Source organism: Streptomyces sp. NBC_01669 (assembly GCF_026339735.1).
Taxonomy (GTDB): Bacteria; Actinomycetota; Actinomycetes; order Streptomycetales; family Streptomycetaceae; genus Streptomyces; species Streptomyces yanii.
On sequence record NZ_JAPEQG010000002.1, the window covers coordinates 160,295 to 175,946 of the forward strand.

Here is a 15,652-nt window from a genome sequence, read left to right on the forward strand (position 1 = left end):
TCGCTCATCGCGCCGTCCAGTCGCCGGGGACCGTGAACTCCCAGCTGCCGGGCTCCACTTCCCGTACGTCCCGGCCGCCGCCAGGCAGTGGCAGTTCCACCCGGGAGGGTGCGCCGGGCGGCAGCATGACGGTCAGCCGGAATGCGTCCGGTCGTCGGTGCCAGGCCACGGCGGTGCGTCCCCGCGGTGTCTCGTACCAGGCGCTCGCCCGGGTGAGGCCGCCCACCGGGGCGGGCCGGACAACGATGCGCTCGTACGCGACGGAGTCCGCCGCCTGCCGCAGTCCCGCCAGGGAGGCGGTGAGCCATTCGGAGGCGGCGCCGAGCATGAAGTGGTTCTGGGAGGAGCCGCGGGTGGGGCCGTCCCAGCGTTCGGTCAGCGCGGTCGCGCCGTGGGCGAGCTGGTAGCCGTAACTGGGGCTGTCGGTGCGGCTCAGCAGGTCCGCGACGACGTCGTCGCGTTCGTGCGCGGACAGGACGCGCAGCAGTGCGGGCAGGGCGATCTCGCCGACAGTGACGTGGCCGTCCGCTGCCCGGACCGAGTCGACCAGGTGGTCCAGCACGGCCGGGACCTCCTCGGCAGGGACGGCGCCCATCTCCAGGGCGAGCGCGTCGCAGGCCTGGCTGCCGCTGCCGTAGGTGTGGCGGGCCGGGTCGAAGAACTCCGTGTGGAAGGCCCGGGCGACGCGGTCCGCGAGCCGGCGGTGGGCGGCGGCGTCGTCGGGCCGGCCGATCGCCTCGGCGATGTCGCCCAGCGCGGCAGCGATGCGCTGGTGGGCGTAGGTCGCGGTGACTGCCCTGGGGGTGGAGTTGTCGAACGCGATCCAGTCGGCCAGTCCGTGGTGCAGCAGCAGGCCGTCGTCCGAGCGGGAGTGCAGGTGGCCGAGGTAGCGCAGCATGTCCGGGTAGTGGGTGCGCAGTGTCGTGGTGTCGCCGTAGGTGCGGTACAGGTGCCAGGGGGCGAGGACCAGGGCGCCGCCCCAGTTGGCGTCGTCGCGGAACTTGTCCTCGAACATGGTGTACTCGGGGGCGATGCCCGGCACGAGGCCTTCGGCGGTCTGCGCGTCGGCCATGTCGCGCACCAGCTTGCGGTAGTACGCGGCGACGTCGTAGCCGCCGGCCACGACGGGGAAGACGAGGTGGGCCTGCTCCAGCCAGCCGAGCTTCTCGCGGTGCGGGCAGTCGGTGAGGACACTGAACATGTTGCCCTGGACGGCCCGGTCGATGATGCGGTGGATGCCGTTCAGCAGGTCCGACGAGCAGCTGAAGCCACCGGCACGCGCGTTGGCGGTCCGCATGACCTCGCCGCGTACGGTGTCCGGCGCGGGGTCGCCGGGCAGTCCCTCCACCTGGAGGTAGCGGAATCCGTGGTACACCGTCGCCGGGGCCCATACCTCGCCTCCCGGGTCCCCGCGCAGGGTGTAGCGGTCGTAGCAGGGGGTGCCGGTGAAGCGCTGGTTCACCGTGCCGTCGTCGGCGAGCAGTTCGGCGGGGCGGATCACGACGGACGCCCCGGCGGGTCCGGTGACCGTGAGGCGCGGGCGGCCCGCGATGTTGACGCCGAGGTCGAAGACATGGATGCCGGGCCTCGGTTCGGCGACCGATACCGGCGCGACGGTGTCGACCGCCTCGATGGGCGGGTGGGTGCGGGCGTTCAGCGTCACGCCCTCCAGCGGGGCCTCGACGGCGGCGCTCCATTGCGCGCGGTCGTGTCCGGGGCGGTCCCATCCGTGCCGTTCGAGGCGGGCGTCGTACTCCTCGCCGCCGAACCAGGCCGACAGGGTCACGGGGCCCCCGGCGGCATGCCAGGTCCCGTCGGTGACCAGAGTGGTGGAGGTGCCGTCGGCGAGGACGGCGTGGAGCACGGCGATGGCCCGGGGGCGGCCGTGGTCGATGTGGAGTTTGGCGTAGCGCCCCGGGACCCTCGGTGCGTGCGCGATGCCGTTGCCGAGGCTCAGCCCCACGGTGTTGTTGCCCTGGCGCAGTGCGTCGGTGATGTCGTAGATGGCGTAGATCAGACGGGTTCCGTAGTCGGTGTAGCCGGGTTCAAGGAGGGCGTGGCCTGCGCGGACGCCGTTGACGGAGGCCTCGTAGGAGCCGAGGGCGGTGGCGTGGAGACGGGCCGTGACCGGGGCGGACGGCAGGTGGAAGTCCACGGCGAGCAGCGGGAGCCGGGCGGGCCCGCCGGTGTCCGGGGCGGTGATCCACCGGGCGCCGGACCAGTCGGCCGCGGTGGGCAGCCCGGTCTCCCACGTCGCGGCGGAGCTCCAGGGCGAGAGTCCGTCGTCGTACCGGACCCGGACCCGCCACCAGACGCGCCGGCGGGCGCCGGGCGGTTTGCCGTCGTAGCGGACGCAGGTGCTGCGCGGATCCTCCACCGGTCCGCTGTCCCAGAGGTCGCAGGCGCCGGAGGCCAACAGGCCGGGGTCGGTGGCGGCCTGGATCCGGTAGGCCCGCTGCCGGCCGGCGGGCCGCCATGACAGGTCCGGGTGCTGCTCGTCGATGCCGAGCGGGTCGGCGAGATGGGCCGTACGCAGAGTGTGCGGTGCGGTCGTCACGTCCCGGGCTCCCTGGGTGGGTCGGTGGTCGGGTCGGTGGAGCGGATGCGTCCGGCCACCCGGTCGAAGAGGTCGACCGGGCCGGCCTGGCCGCCCTTGAGGACGGCCGACACGCCGTCGAGGCGCGGGTCTTCGAACGTCAGCCGGCACAGGGCCGCGCCGGGGGCGAGCAGGGTGTCGATCTCGGCGGTGCGGGTGCCCAGGCGGGCGGCGACCCGTCCCGCCGTGTCACCGCCCGCCACCACCACGCGGCGAACTCCGGCGTCGACGGCGGCCCGTACGGCGTGGACGAGGATGCCGCCGAGGCAGTCCGCGGGGTCGGTGCCCGGAGCGTCGCGGCGGCCGGCCGGCACGGCGTGCACGACGACACCGGGTGCGCGGCCGCCGAGGGCGCGCAGCACCGCCCCGCGGAGCCGGGCCAGGGCGGCGGGCGAGGTGTCGCAGCCGTGGTCCGGGTCCACCGGCACCGGCACGCCTGCCCAGCCGTGGTCCGTGGCGTGGCGGATCTGGGCGGCGGTACGGAGGGCGCGGCTGCCTGAGACGACGATCGCACGGGCGGGTTCCGGCGAGCCGTAGGGGTGTGTTCGCCCAGTGCCGGCGAGGACCTGACCGACCGCGAGGCTGAGGCCGCCCGAACCGAGTGCGAAGACGGGGGACGGGCCGCCCAGGAGCGCCAGTCGGGCCGCGTGCCGGGCGTGCGCGGGCGTCAGCGCGTCCAGCACTACGAGTCCGGGACGGCCGGCGGCCGCCGCCTCGTAGACGAGCCGGGCCTCGGCGAGGGGCAGTTCGTACACCGTCAGGTCGAGGCCGCTGACGGGGAGTCCGGTCTGCCGGCCGAGGTGCTTGCGCAGGTCGGACTCGCCCATGGGGGTGACCGGGTGACGGGACATGGTGGGCTGGCGGTCGAGACGGTGCACCCGGCCGTCGTCGTCCCGGGCGAAGTGGTGGCCGAAGGCGGTGTACCGCCCGAAGTCGGGCTGCGCGGCCAGGACGGGCACGGGCGCCCGGCCGAACACCTCGTGGCCGGTCTCAGCGGCACGACCCAGGCTCCCCGTTCCGGGTGAGGAGTCGGCGGTGGAGCAGATCTTGTACTGCACGAATCCGGCCCCGGTGGCGCGCAGTTCCTCCAGGACGGGCCGGATCATGTCGGCCATCTCGGCGGTGGGCAGCGCGCGGGCGGCGCCCGCCACCCCGATCACATCGAACCCGCCCGCGGCGGCGGCCTTCCGCACCGCGCCGGGGTCGAAGAGCAGCACACCGCGCAGGCCTGCCCGGTGGAACTGGGCGAGAGCGTCGGTGGACCCGGTGACGTCGTCGCCGTAGAACGCCGCCAGGGGCGGGGTCACGCCGGAGGCCGGGCCGTGGCCGGTGGGTGCGGCCGTCATCCGCGGATCCCGCCGAACCGCTTGAGGGCGAGGGCCAGCGTCCGGTCCCGGGCGGCAGCCTCGGCCAGTGGTTCGCCCTCCGCCGCCGCCCGCCACGCCGAGCGCATCGCCGCGACGCCGGCGCCGGGGCCCTGCGGGTGGGCGTGGATGCCGCCGCCGGCCAGGACCAGCAGGTCGGGCGTGCCGGTGAGTTCCAGGGTGCGGTGGGCGAGGCCGGGCCACTGGCCGGAGGAAAGCACGGGCAGGGCCTCGTAGCCGCCGAGGAACGGGGTGCGCATCGCGTGGACGGAGGCGACCACATCCTCGTCGGTCTCGTAGAACTTGCTGTCGATGCCGCCGACGTGGAGCTGGTCGACGCCGGAGAGCCGGGCGAGTTTCTGGAACACCAGGGGGCCGAGGCCGAGCTGGGGGCTGCGCAGCAGCGCCCCGCTCATGGCGCGGTGCCCGTGGATCGGCAACGTCGCATGTTCGCGCAGATGGGCGACGCCCGCCAGGCCCACGGTCTGCACGCACACCATCACGCAGGTGCCGCCGGCCTCGCGCACCAGGTCGTGGTTGGCTTCGAGGCGTCCGATGTCGTCGGTGATGTTGAAGGCGTACATGGTGCGGCGGCCGGTGAGGTCGGCGGCCCGGTCGAGCTCCTCGTTGACGACCTTGATCCGCTCGGGCAGGGGGGCGTGCGGCGGGTTCCCGTTGAGTTCGTCGTCCTTGACGAAGTCGATCCCGGCCATGGCCAGTTCACGCACCAGGGTGCGCAGCGCATCGAGCCGGAGGCCGACCCCGGGCTTGACGATCGTGCCGATCAGGGTGCCGTCGGGGGCGCCCATGAGGCGCCGGGTGCCCGCCGTGCCGAAGGCCGGGCCGGGGTAGCGTCCGGCGAACGCGGCGGGCAGGTCGAGGTCGACCAGACGCACGGCGGCCATCTCGCGGAGTTCGAAGAGGTTGCCCGCGACCGCCGCCAGCAGGTTCGGTACGGATGGGCCGAAGTTGTGCAGCGGGAAGGCGATCCGGACGCGGGCACGGTGTGGGCGCGGGCCGGCCTCCGGGGGTCTGGTCGCCCCGGGCAGCGGGGGGTTCCCGGAGTCGGGGAGGGCGGTCACCTCGAGGACGGTCGCCCCGAACCGGGTGCGCAGTGCGTCGCTCTCGCCCGGGACGCGTACGAAGGTGCCGGTGGACTGCTCGTTCGCCAGTACCGCGGCCGCCGCCCGGGGCGGCAGCCAGCTTTCGACGTCGTAGACCGCGACGACCTGTTCGTCCGCCATGCCTGCCTCTCTTCTGTACGGGCTCTTCGGGGTCAGCGCGCCGGGTCCAGCAGGACTTTCATGACGTCGCTCCCCCGGTCGAGCTCCTCGAAGGCGTCCTGGGCCGCGGCCAGCGGCGCCGGTTCGGCCGTGATCAGGGGGCGTACGTCGAGCGCGCCACTGGCCACGGCACGGGCCGCGGCGCGGAAGTCGCCGGGGGTGTACAGGGAGGAGCCCTTGACCCGGATCTCCTTGAGCACCAGCGGGTTCAGCCCGGCGCGCACCGTCTCGCCGAACATCGGCAGCACGACGACGGTGCCGCGCGGGCGGCAGAGGGCGAGCGCCTCGTCCATGCAGCCCGGGTGCCCGGAGGCGACGACGACGGCGTCGAAGGCGCCGGCCCGTCCTTCACCCGCCACCGCTCCGTAGCGGGCGTCCAGGGTGCGGCAGCCGGTGGCGCGGGCGGCCAGGTCGAGTGCCCGGGGGCGCACGTCGGTGACGAGGACGTCCTCGGCGCCGTGCAGGCGGGCGACCGCCGCGGTCAGATGGCCGATGGTGCCCGCGCCCAGCACCGCGAGGCGGGTCCCGAACCGCACGCCCGCCGTCCCGACGGTGTGCCAGGCCACCGCGGCGGGCTCGATCAGCGCGCCCTGCGCGTACGACAGTGCACCGGGCAGCGGCACCAGTGCGCGCCGCGGCAGCACGACGTACTGGGCGAGAAGCCCGGGAAGGCCCGCGCCGGGCAGCCGCCGGTACGCGCACAGGTGGGACAGCCCTCTCTCGCAGTGTCCGCACCGCCCGCAGGACGCCAGTGGCAGCACGGCGACCTTGGTGCCCTGCGCAACCGTGCCGTCAGCGGCTTCCGCCACCCGGCCCGCTCCTTCGTGGCCCAGAACCACCGGTGGCTCCCGGAACGGATGGCGGCCGCGGAAGGCCGCGGTGTCGCTGCCGCACAGGCCCACCGCCCGCATCTCGACCAGGGCCTCCCCCTCGCCGAATGGCGGAACCCCGGACTCCTCGATCTCGATCCCGCCGGCCCGCTTCAGCACGGCACTGCGCATCAGCCCTCCGCTCACTCCCTCACCCCTGCCTCGCCGGTGGCTGGCATGCCACCTGGAGAGGGGCGAACGTCCGGAACCGTAGAACCCCTGAAAGGTGGCGTCAACACCCTCCACCTCCCCAACACACGGTCGTGTACAGCACTTTCGCGGCTCTTGACGCCCTTCACTACCGCGCTTAGCGTCTTTCCCCGACGCGCGCACCACTGATTCACCGGACTCAGAGACGGCGTGGAAACGATGACTGGCATACCAGCAACCCTGCTCCTGGAAGAACGGGCCGAGCTGGCCATGAACGCCGTGGTGGGGCTGGCCGACCCCGATCTCGGCGGCATCCCCTTCTTCGGTGCCGACCTGACCGCCGAGCCGGCCGCGCTGCGGCACGGCGACTGGGACTACGGCTCCAGCCATGGCCGGCTCACCGACGCCTACGTGCTCGCCCGGCAGATGACCGGCGTCTCGTCGTGGAGCGACGTCGAGGCGGTGTACAGGAAGACACTGCTCGCCCTGATCGGCGACGACGGGCTCACCCGGCGGCGCAGCCATCCGCGCGGCCACTGGGAGCCGAACGCGAACATGATCGACCAGCGCGCCACCCTGCTCGCGCTCACCACCTGGTACCAGGAGAGCGGCGACGAGGAGGCCGCGTCCGCGGCCGACCGGCTGGTGGCGGCACTGCACCGGATCGCGGTCAAGGAACGCGACGTCTGGTACTACCCGGCGTCCGAGTACACCGACCGCGGCTGGCCTTCCGCCAACGCGGTACAACTCCATCTGGCCCCGGATCCGGCGTCGTTCTGCGGGCGGCTCATCATGCCGCTGCTGCGCTGGCACCGGCTGACCGGCAACGAGCAGGCCTGGGAACTGTGCGGGTGGTTCGCCCGGCTGATCACTGAGCACAGCGGGGTGTTCCTTCCGGACGGCTCGTTCAACTCGGCGCTCGCCTACCGCAGCGGGCACTTCCACACCCGGCTCGGCACCCTGGACGGCCTGGCGCGGTACGCGGTGGACTCGGGCGACCACGCCCTGACCGAGTTCGTGCGCCGCTCCTTCGACTGGGCGCTCGGCCGGTGCACCGCCTTCGGGTGGACACCGGGCGACCTGGCCGGCCAGCGCTACGAGCACGAGACCTGCTCCCTGGTGGACCTGATCGCCATCGCGGGCACCCTGGCCGGCGCGGGCCACCACCGCTACTGGGGCGTACTGGAGCGTTTCCTGCGGGGCCATCTGACCTCCGCTCAGCTCCTGGACGTCTCCTGGGTCCGCTCGGCCCCCGACCGCACGCTGGACGAGCCGGGGTGGGTCACCCACCACCGGGTCGGTGAGCGGCTGCGCGGCGCGTTCGCCGGGTACGGCGCGCCCAACGACTATGTCTGCGACAGCGTCCTCGGCCGGGGCCACACCGCGGACGTACAGGCCTGCTGCGTCGGATCCGGCGTCCGCGGCCTGTTCACCGGCTGGTCCCTCGCCGTCACCGGCGACGAGCGGCTGGTCCGCGTCAACCTGCTGCTCAACCGCGGCAGCCGGTTCGCCCACGTGCTCAGCCACCTCCCGCACACCGGGAGGGTGGACCTCGACGTCCGCGAGGACTGCCGCGAACTGCGGCTGCGCGTCCCCGCCTGGGCGGGCTACGCGCAGGTGCGGGTGGTCCGCACCGCGCCCGGCGGGAGCGAGCGCACCCGGCACGGGCACGAGCCCGGCCTGTGGGCCTCTGACGGATCGCTCTCGGTGCGCGAGCCCCGCGCGGGCGAGCGCGTCACCGTCACCTTTCCCCTGCCCGAGAACGTCACCGACGAGACCGCCGCCGGACGTGTCTACCGCACGCGCTGGCGCGGCGACGACGTCATCGGCATCGACCCGGAAGGAATCACCCGACCCATGTATCCGAACCGCACCCCCTCGCCGCAGGCCCCCCTGCGCGAGTACACGCTGCACGTTCCCGCGAAGGAGTGGTCCTGGTGAACGCCCCCGACCGCAGGACCTTCCTCGCCACGGCGGGTCTCGCCGCCGCCGGGGTGGCGGCCGGCACCGCATCCGCCGCGCACGCGGAAGGGTCCACGGTGCCCGGGGCGCAGCGCCGGGCCGCCCGCATTCTCGCCAGGATCCACGACCCGCGCTTCCCGGAGCGGCGGGTGTCGATCGCCGACCACGGAGCCGTCGGGGACGGCGTGCACGACTGCACGGACGCCATCCGGGACGCCATCGAGACATGTGCGCGAGCGGGCGGCGGACACGTCGTGGTGCCGCCCGGCGAATGGCTGACGGGGGCGGTCCACCTCCGGGACCGGATCGACCTCCACGTGGAGGAGGGGGCCACCCTGCGGTTCCGGCAGGAGCCGGAGGCGTATCTGCCGGCCGTCTACACCCGGTACGAGGGCGTCGAGTGCTTCAACTACTCGCCGCTGGTGTACGCCTTCGAGTGCCGCACGGTGGCGGTCACCGGGCGGGGCACCCTCGACGGGCAGGCCGACTGGACGCACTGGTGGGACTGGACCAAGGGGGTGGACGGGGGCCCTTCGTCGCAGAACCCCGACATCAAGCAGTTGCTGGCGATGGGAGACGCGGGCACCCCCGTGCCGCAACGCGTGTTCGGCGCGGGGCACTTCCTGCGGCCCAGCATGATCCAGTTCTACCGCTGCCAGGACGTGCTCGTCGAGGGCGTCACGGTCAGCAACTCGCCGATGTGGAACATCCACCCGGTGCTGTCCACCAACGTCACCGTGCGCGGTGTCACCGTGGACAGCCCGGTCGGGCCGAACAACGACGGGGTGGACCCCGAGTCGTGCTCGTACGTCCTCATCCAGGACTGCCTCTTCGACACCGGTGACGACTGCATCGCCTTCAAGGCCGGCAAGAACGCCGACGGCCGGCGGGTGGGTGTGCCGATGGAGCACGCCCTGGTCGAGCGCTGCGAGATGCGCGACGGGCACGGCGGCGTCACCCTGGGCAGCGAGAACTCCGGCGGCATCTCCGACATCGTCGCCCGGCACTGCGTGATGGACAGCCCGCGCCTGGACCGGGCGATCCGCCTCAAGTCGAACCCGCTGCGCGGCGGTTACCTGCGCGACGTGCTGTGCCACGACATCACCGTCGGCGAGGTCGGGGACGCGGTCGTGGAGATCGCGCTGGACTACGAACGGGTGGAGACCGGCGACTTCTACCCGGACGTGCGGCGGATCGAGATCCACCGGGTCACCACCAGCGCGGGACCGCGCGCCTGGACCTTCATCGGCAACGACGCCAACCCGATCCACGACGTGCTGCTGAGCGACTGCGCCTTCAACGGCATGACCGGTCCGAACGAGCAGCGCAACATCGAGGGCCTGGTGCTGCGCGACGTCACCATCAACGGCCAGGAGGCGTCGCCTTGACCGGCCCGCAGATGAGAACTCCGGCAGATCCTCCGGTCCGGGACCCGTGGGCCGAGGCGGACGCGGTGACGGCCCGGGTGGTGCCGCCCCGGTTCCCCGGCCGCGACTTCCCGGTGACCGCGTACGGCGCGGCCGGCGACGGGCGGACCGACTGCACGCTCGCGATCAGGCACGCCGTCACCGCCTGCCACTCGGCGGGCGGCGGCCGGGTCACCGTCCCGCCCGGAGTCTTCCTCACGGGTCCGGTGCGACTGCGCAGCCAGGTGGAGCTGCATCTGGAGGAGGGCGCCACGCTGCGCTTCGTCCAGGAACCGGCCCGGTACCTGCCGCCCGTGCTCACCCGGTTCCAGGGCGTCGAGTGCTACGGCTACGCGCCGTTCATCCATGCCCATGACGAGCGGGACATCGCGGTCACCGGTTCCGGTGTGCTGGACGGCCAGGCCGACGAGGAGCACTGGTGGCCCTGGGCCGGGCAGGAGGAGTTCGGCTGGCGGCCGGGCATGCCGCACCAGGAGCAGGACTGGCCCGAGCTGTGGCGGCAGGCCGAGAACAACGACCCGGTCGAACAGCGCGTGCACGCCGACGGACGGCACTTCCGCCCCGACTTCATCGAGTTCCGGCGGTGTCACGGCGTGCTGATCGAGGGGGTGACGATCGTCCGCTCACCTATGTGGGAGATCCACCCGGTGCTGTGCACCAACGTCACCGTCCAGGATGTGGTGATCGACAGCATCGGCCCCAACAACGACGGCATCGACCCCGAGTCCTGCCGGGACGTGGTGATCCGGCGCTGCGACATCACGGCCGGCGACGACTGCATCGCCATCAAGTCGGGGCGCGAGGCCGACGGCCGCCGGGTCGCCACGCCGAGCGAGAACATCGTGATCGAGGACTGCGTGCTGCGTCACCGCTACGGAGCGATCACCCTGGGCAGCGACATGACCGGAGGCATCCGCAACGTGTACGTACGGCGTTGCCGCATCGGCGGCCCGGGCCTGTACTTCGGCCTGTACATCAAGACCAACTCGGTGCGCGGCGGCTTCGCGGAGAACGTCCACCTCACGGACCTGACGGTCACCCACCTGACCAAGGAGTTCATCACCTGCGACTTCGACCGGGGCGAGGGTGACACGGGTGCCTACCCGCCGCGGGTGGAGAACGTCAGCGTCAGCCGGGCGACGGTCGGCCGGGCCCGCCGGGGCGTGCTCGCCCGGGGATACGCCCACGCGCCGATCCGGGAACTGCTCCTGGAGGACGTGAGGTTCGAGGAACTGGCGGAGGAGGACATCGTCACGCACGTGTCCGGATACGCGAGGGAGAAGGTGACCGGTGGCCGTGACGGAGGGTGAGGCACGCCCCGGGCGGTTCGATCACTGTCCTTGGGAGTTCTGGAGCAGGAGCGACGACGAGGAGCGTGCCGCGCAGCTCGCCCACCAGGAGGCGCTCGCGGAGCGGCTGCGCGCGGACGGCGGTACGGCCGAGTTCGGCGACCGGGTGTTCGTGTCTCCGTGGGCGGGGGTCCACACCGATTCCCTGCGGATGGGCGACCGGTCGTACGTCGGCGCGCACGCGGTCGTCACCGACGAGGTGTCGATGGGCCGCAACTGCACGCTCAACCCGTTCTCCACGGCCCGCGGCAAGGTGCTGATGGGAGACGGGGTGCGGGTGGGGGCGCACACCTCGCTGCTGGGGTTCAACCACGGCTTCGCCCCGGGCGCGCCGGTCCACAAGCAGCCCCTGACCTCGAAGGGGATCGTCCTGGGCGACGACGTGTGGATCGGTTCCCACGTGGTGGTCGTGGACGGGGTGACTATCGGCGACCACTGCGTCGTCGGGGCGGGGGCGGTGGTCACCAAGGACCTGCCGGCCTGGTCGGTGGCGGCGGGCAGCCCCGCACGGCGGCTGCGGGACCGGCGGGACACCGCGCCGGGCCCGGGCCCTTCCTCCGCCCGGCCGTCGGCGGGCGGTCTCGACGGACGGCTCGAGGCGTTCGCGCGGCGGGCCCGGGAGCAGGCGGCCGGGGTGCTGGACCGCTGCCGTACGGAGGGCGTGCCGGCCGACCGGCCGGGGGCCGCGCCGACGGTGCGCGCCGGCTGCGACGCGGTGGAGATCGCGGACCTGCTGCTGGGCGGCCCGCCGCCCGGTGAGGACCGCGACGCGCTGGTGGAGCGGTTGCGGGCGCTCCAGGACCCTCTGACGGGGCTGGTGCCGGAGATCGGTGGTCCCGCCCCGTCGCTGGACGACCACGCGGCGATGTACCACATCCTCTGTGTCGGCTACGCGCTCGGCCTGCTCGGCTCACGCTTCGCGCACCCGGTGCGGGCCGTCACCGGACTGCCGGCCGAGCGGCTGGTGGAGCGGCTGGACGCGCTGCCGTGGCGGACCGAGGCGTGGCGCAGCGGGAACTGGGTGGACGGGGTGGGGACGGCGCTGCACTTCGCCTCCCTGGACGCCTCCCCCGGCGCCTCACCGCAGGCCGAGGCGCTGTTCGGCTGGCTGCTGTCGCGGGCCGACCGACGGCACGGCCTGTGGGGCGAGCCGGATGCCAGGGAGGGCTGGCGACAGCCGGTCAACGGCTTCTACCGGGTCTCGCGCGGGTCCTTCGCGCAGTTCGGGCTTCCGGTTCCGTATCCGGAGCGGGTGGTGGACACGGTGCTGGCGCACAGCCTCGATCCGGCATGGTTCGGTCCGGACCGGGGCACGGCGTGCGACGTCCTGGACGTGGCCCATCCGCTGTGGCTCTGCGCCCGGCGCACCGGGCACCGGGCCGGCGAGGGCCGGGACTGGGCGCGGGGGCAGTTGGAGCGGGTGCTGACCAGGTGGCAGGACGGCGCCGGGTTCTCCTTCGCCCTGGAGCCCGGGGAGCGCAAGGACCGCCTCCCCGGACTGCAGGGCACCGAGATGTGGCTCGCGGTGACCTGGCTGCTCGCCGACCTGCTCGGGGTCGGCGAGGCGCTCGGCTACCGCCCCCGGGGCATCCACCGGCCCGAGCCGGCACCCGGCGGCGCCGGCTGAGAGCCTGTCGGGTGGCTGATCATGCGTGAAACGTGACGGTCGCGATCTGCCCTCCGGGCATGGCGACGGCCCCGGAATGATCACGTGGTGTGTGCCAGTGCGACAACTCCGAGGCCGTCAGCGGCCCATGCTATCCGTCCAGCCTGACCGATGAGATGTGGGAGATCATCCGGCCGCTCCTTCCCGTGCGTGACCTGCGGAAAGGAGGCGGGGTGCGCAAGTACGGCGACCGGCTGGTACTCAACTCGGTCTTCTACGTGCTGCGGTCGGGCTGCCAGTGGCGCATGCTTCCGCACGACCTTATGCCCTGGGACGCCGCGCACCGCTGGTTCACCAAGTGGCGCCGGGACGGCACCTGGGGCCGCATCCACGACGAACTCCGCCGCCAGGTCCGAATCGGGGCCGGACGCGATCCCGAGCCGTCGGCCGCCGCGATCGACGCCCAGTCGATCAAGACCAGCGAGGGCGGCGAGGCTCGCGGATTCGATGCGGGCAAGCGAACGACAGGGCGCAAGCGGCACGCGATCGTGGACACGATGGGCCTCCTCCTGGTCGTCGCGGTCACCTCCGCTTCCGTGCAGGACCGGGCCGGAGGCCGCACCGTCCTGGCCCAGCTTGCCGTCGGCTTCCGCACGATCAGTCTGGTGTGGGCCGACGGCGGATACGCCAACTCCGTTGATTCCACGCTGCTTTCATGGGCCCGCGATGCGTTGAACATCGTTGTGGAGATCGTGAAGCGGACCGACGACGTCAAGGGCTTCAAGGTCCTTCCCCGCCGCTGGGTGGTGGAGCGAACATTCGGCTGGCTGGTCCGAAACCGTCGGCTGGCCCGCGACTACGAACGGCTGACCGCAACCTCCGAGGCCATGATCAAGGTGGCAATGATCCGCCTGATGCTCACCCGGCTCGCCGGGCAGCCATCACGGTGGAGCCATGAATCCCACCGCAAGACCGCCCGAACCAAGACCATCGAGGACCTCATCGCAGCGTAATCAACCGGCCACCCGACAGGCTCTGAGGGGACCGGCCGGACCGCATGCGCAGCACCTGGGACAACACCTGGGCCGTCACCCAGGAGGGGTTCCAGGTGTTGCTGCTTCCGCGGTCCTGCCAGTTGGTGGGGAAGAAGCCCTCGGCCTGCTCTCCCGGGTCGTCGAAGCCCCACTCCCCCGGCCGGGTGCAGATGCCCTGGCCGAAGGCGTTCAGGATGAGCTCGCCGAGCTCGCGGTAGACCGGCCGGTCCACGAGGTCGCCCAGCCGGGCGAGTTCGTACGCCGGGAAGAACACGTCGATGTGGTGGTTCTGGACGCTGACACCGGGCCAGCCGGTGGTGGAGAAGCCGTGTCCGAAGGGCGTGTCCCACTGGTAGACCCAGGTGAGGAGCCAGTCGGCGGCCTCCTGGGCGCGGTCGGCCCACCGCTGTTCGCCGGTGAGCCGCAGCAGCTCGTAGGCGCACAGGAAGTAGGCCATGCCGCCTTCCTTGTCCTCGCAGGCGGCGTCGAGCGTGGCGCGGGCGAAGGGGGTGGTGTAGTCGTCGGCGAAGCGCCGGTGGTACTCCTCCACGAGCGCCCCGGCGTCCCGGAGCAGGTGCGGCTCGCCGGTGACGCGGTACGTCTTGAGCATCGCGAGGACACAGGGCAGCCCGGCCGTCCCGGCGAAGGAGGTCAGGGGCGTGCCGTCGGTGAGCCAGCCGAAGGGCGGCGGCCCGTCACCGCAGGCCGCCGCGACGCCCGCGGTGAGCGTCCGCACCCACGCGTCGGGGACGTCGAGGGTGTGCCGGCGGAACAGCCGTACGATGTCGGCGAGATCGCAGAGGTTGTCGCCGAAGGCCCGGGCCGAGACGTACGGGCCCTCCGCCCCGTCGAACCCGGCCCAGAGGCGTTCCCGGGTGGCGTAGAAGCTGAGGTGCAGTCCAGGCGCGCCAGGGACTGCGCTGCCAGCGAGATGGAACTCCACGGCCTTGCGGCAGCGTTCGACGCGCCGGGGTTCGTCGTTCTCGATGCCCAGGCGGGCGTCGCACCAGGCGAGCCGGAGGCTCTGGCCCGTCCATCCGTACATGAACCCGGCCCGGTGGCCGGGGCCGGTGAACTTGAGGTAGCCGGCGGCGTCGCCGTCGTCGTACCAGCGCCGGTCGAGGGCCTCGGTCTTGAGGCGGACCAGTACGTCCTGGGAGAGCGGGTTCGCGCCGCGCGGCCGGTACAGGGCCAGACCGCGGTGGACGAGGGTGCGGAAGCCGTGTCCCGGCCGGCTGGTGCGGCCCCAGTCGAGGGCGTGGTGGGCGTGGTGCTCCTCGCCCGGGGCCAGGTCGCGGTAGCCCGCCGCGCACGGGGCGGTGCGGGCCTTGTGGACGTAGGCGACGTCGGGCTCGCCGTTGAGGAGCAGGGCGCCGCTCACGCCGAGCAGGGTGACCCCCCAGGGCCGGTGGATCGCACCGAGGGAGCCCGGTCCCGGCCGGGCCGCGAACAGAGTGGCATACCGGTCTTCGCCGCCACTCCCCCACTCGGCGTGTGCGCAGGGGACGGGCAGCCGGTGGTCCTCGACGACGAGTCCGCCGGTGTCCGCCGCCAGGCGCGGGACGACGCGGCCGGGGTCGGCCGAGGGGTTGCCCCGGTAGAGGACCAGGGGCAGCGTGACCGCTTCCGGCCGCCGGGCGGGCAGCGGCAGGGCGATGCCCAGGACGACGTCCCGGCATGGAGTGCCGCCGTTCCAGCGCCAGGTGGTGCGGAGGTGCAGCAGGTCGTCCTCGAAGACCAGGGAGAGCCGGACCTCCAGCTCGGACGGGTCCGCGAGGGTGCAGTGGATCTCCAGCCGGTCCCCGGCGGACCGGACCTCGCAGGCTCCGACGCCGGGCCGGGTGGGGGCCCAGGGGCGGCCGACGGAAAGGACGAGGAGGTCATCCAGCGGGACCGCGAGCCGGGCCGGCTCCCCACCGTCGTCGTGGCCGAGCACCAGTCGCGACGGGCTCCGTCCGTCGCCTTCGGCGAACTCGACGTATCTGGCTCCGCTGCTGATCCTCAACATTCAC

Annotated in this window: 10 protein-coding genes; 5 read left to right on the forward strand and 5 right to left on the reverse strand. The window is 73.0% G+C overall.

Features of this window, described 5'->3' with window-relative positions; all coding sequences use genetic code 11:
* Positions 1-4: 4 nt before the first annotated feature.
* Genes OG972_RS41510 through OG972_RS41525 form a run of 4 tightly spaced genes read right to left on the reverse strand, consistent with a single transcriptional unit; the run spans position 5 to position 6,244 of the window.
* Complete coding sequence (locus tag OG972_RS41510; protein WP_266991370.1) at positions 5-2,557, reverse strand: alpha-L-rhamnosidase; 2,553 nt, start codon at positions 2,555-2,557, stop codon at positions 5-7.
* Complete coding sequence (locus OG972_RS41515; protein ID WP_266991371.1) at positions 2,554-3,942, reverse strand: four-carbon acid sugar kinase family protein; 1,389 nt, start codon at positions 3,940-3,942, stop codon at positions 2,554-2,556. The genes OG972_RS41510 and OG972_RS41515 overlap by 4 nt, the downstream gene beginning before the upstream one ends.
* Entirely contained in the window at positions 3,939-5,204 is a 1,266-nt protein-coding gene (locus tag OG972_RS41520; protein ID WP_266991373.1) for a RuBisCO large subunit C-terminal-like domain-containing protein, read from the reverse strand. Before OG972_RS41520 ends, OG972_RS41515 begins: the two co-directional genes overlap by 4 nt.
* A gap of 32 nt (positions 5,205-5,236) precedes the next feature.
* A complete protein-coding gene (locus OG972_RS41525) occupies positions 5,237-6,244 on the reverse strand; it encodes a zinc-binding dehydrogenase (RefSeq protein ID WP_266991375.1) in 1,008 nt (335 codons plus the stop codon).
* A 237-nt stretch (positions 6,245-6,481) separates the two neighbouring features.
* On the opposite strand from OG972_RS41525, the gene OG972_RS41530 reads away from it, so the two are divergent.
* From OG972_RS41530 to OG972_RS41550, 5 genes are all read left to right on the forward strand, one after another.
* Positions 6,482-8,203, forward strand: a complete 1,722-nt coding sequence (locus OG972_RS41530; RefSeq protein ID WP_266991377.1) for a hypothetical protein — start codon at positions 6,482-6,484, stop codon at positions 8,201-8,203.
* Positions 8,200-9,612, forward strand: a complete 1,413-nt coding sequence (locus OG972_RS41535) for a glycoside hydrolase family 28 protein (protein WP_266991378.1) — start codon at positions 8,200-8,202, stop codon at positions 9,610-9,612. Before OG972_RS41530 ends, OG972_RS41535 begins: the two co-directional genes overlap by 4 nt.
* Positions 9,609-10,961 carry a glycoside hydrolase family 28 protein gene (locus OG972_RS41540; protein WP_266991379.1) on the forward strand — a complete coding sequence of 451 codons (1,353 nt, stop codon included), beginning with the start codon at positions 9,609-9,611 and terminating at the stop codon, positions 10,959-10,961. The genes OG972_RS41535 and OG972_RS41540 overlap by 4 nt, the downstream gene beginning before the upstream one ends.
* Positions 10,948-12,627, forward strand: a complete 1,680-nt coding sequence (locus OG972_RS41545) for a DapH/DapD/GlmU-related protein (RefSeq protein ID WP_266991380.1) — start codon at positions 10,948-10,950, stop codon at positions 12,625-12,627. The genes OG972_RS41540 and OG972_RS41545 overlap by 14 nt, the downstream gene beginning before the upstream one ends.
* 155 nt (positions 12,628-12,782) lie before the next feature.
* Positions 12,783-13,619 (forward strand): IS5 family transposase, encoded by an 837-nt coding sequence (locus OG972_RS41550; RefSeq protein WP_266991381.1) that lies wholly within the window; start codon positions 12,783-12,785, stop codon positions 13,617-13,619.
* On the opposite strand, the gene OG972_RS41555 is transcribed toward OG972_RS41550, so the two are convergent.
* Positions 13,606-15,648, reverse strand: a complete 2,043-nt coding sequence (locus tag OG972_RS41555) for a hypothetical protein (protein ID WP_266991382.1) — start codon at positions 15,646-15,648, stop codon at positions 13,606-13,608. The two genes, OG972_RS41550 and OG972_RS41555, sit on opposite strands and share 14 nt — an antisense overlap.
* Positions 15,649-15,652: the final 4 nt, after the last annotated feature.

What these genes read in the sequence shown, in the direction of transcription:
- OG972_RS41515 (WP_266991371.1), bottom strand. Translation starts at nt 3,942, where the DNA reads ATGACGGCCGCACCCACCGGCCACGGCCCGGCCTCCGGCGTGACCCCG.
- OG972_RS41520 (WP_266991373.1), bottom strand. Translation starts at nt 5,204, where the DNA reads ATGGCGGACGAACAGGTCGTCGCGGTCTACGACGTCGAAAGCTGGCTG.
- OG972_RS41525 (WP_266991375.1), bottom strand. Translation starts at nt 6,244, where the DNA reads ATGCGCAGTGCCGTGCTGAAGCGGGCCGGCGGGATCGAGATCGAGGAG.
- OG972_RS41530 (WP_266991377.1), top strand. Translation starts at nt 6,482, where the DNA reads ATGACTGGCATACCAGCAACCCTGCTCCTGGAAGAACGGGCCGAGCTG.
- OG972_RS41550 (WP_266991381.1), top strand. Translation starts at nt 12,783, where the DNA reads ATGTGGGAGATCATCCGGCCGCTCCTTCCCGTGCGTGACCTGCGGAAA.
- OG972_RS41555 (WP_266991382.1), bottom strand. Translation starts at nt 15,648, where the DNA reads ATGTTGAGGATCAGCAGCGGAGCCAGATACGTCGAGTTCGCCGAAGGC.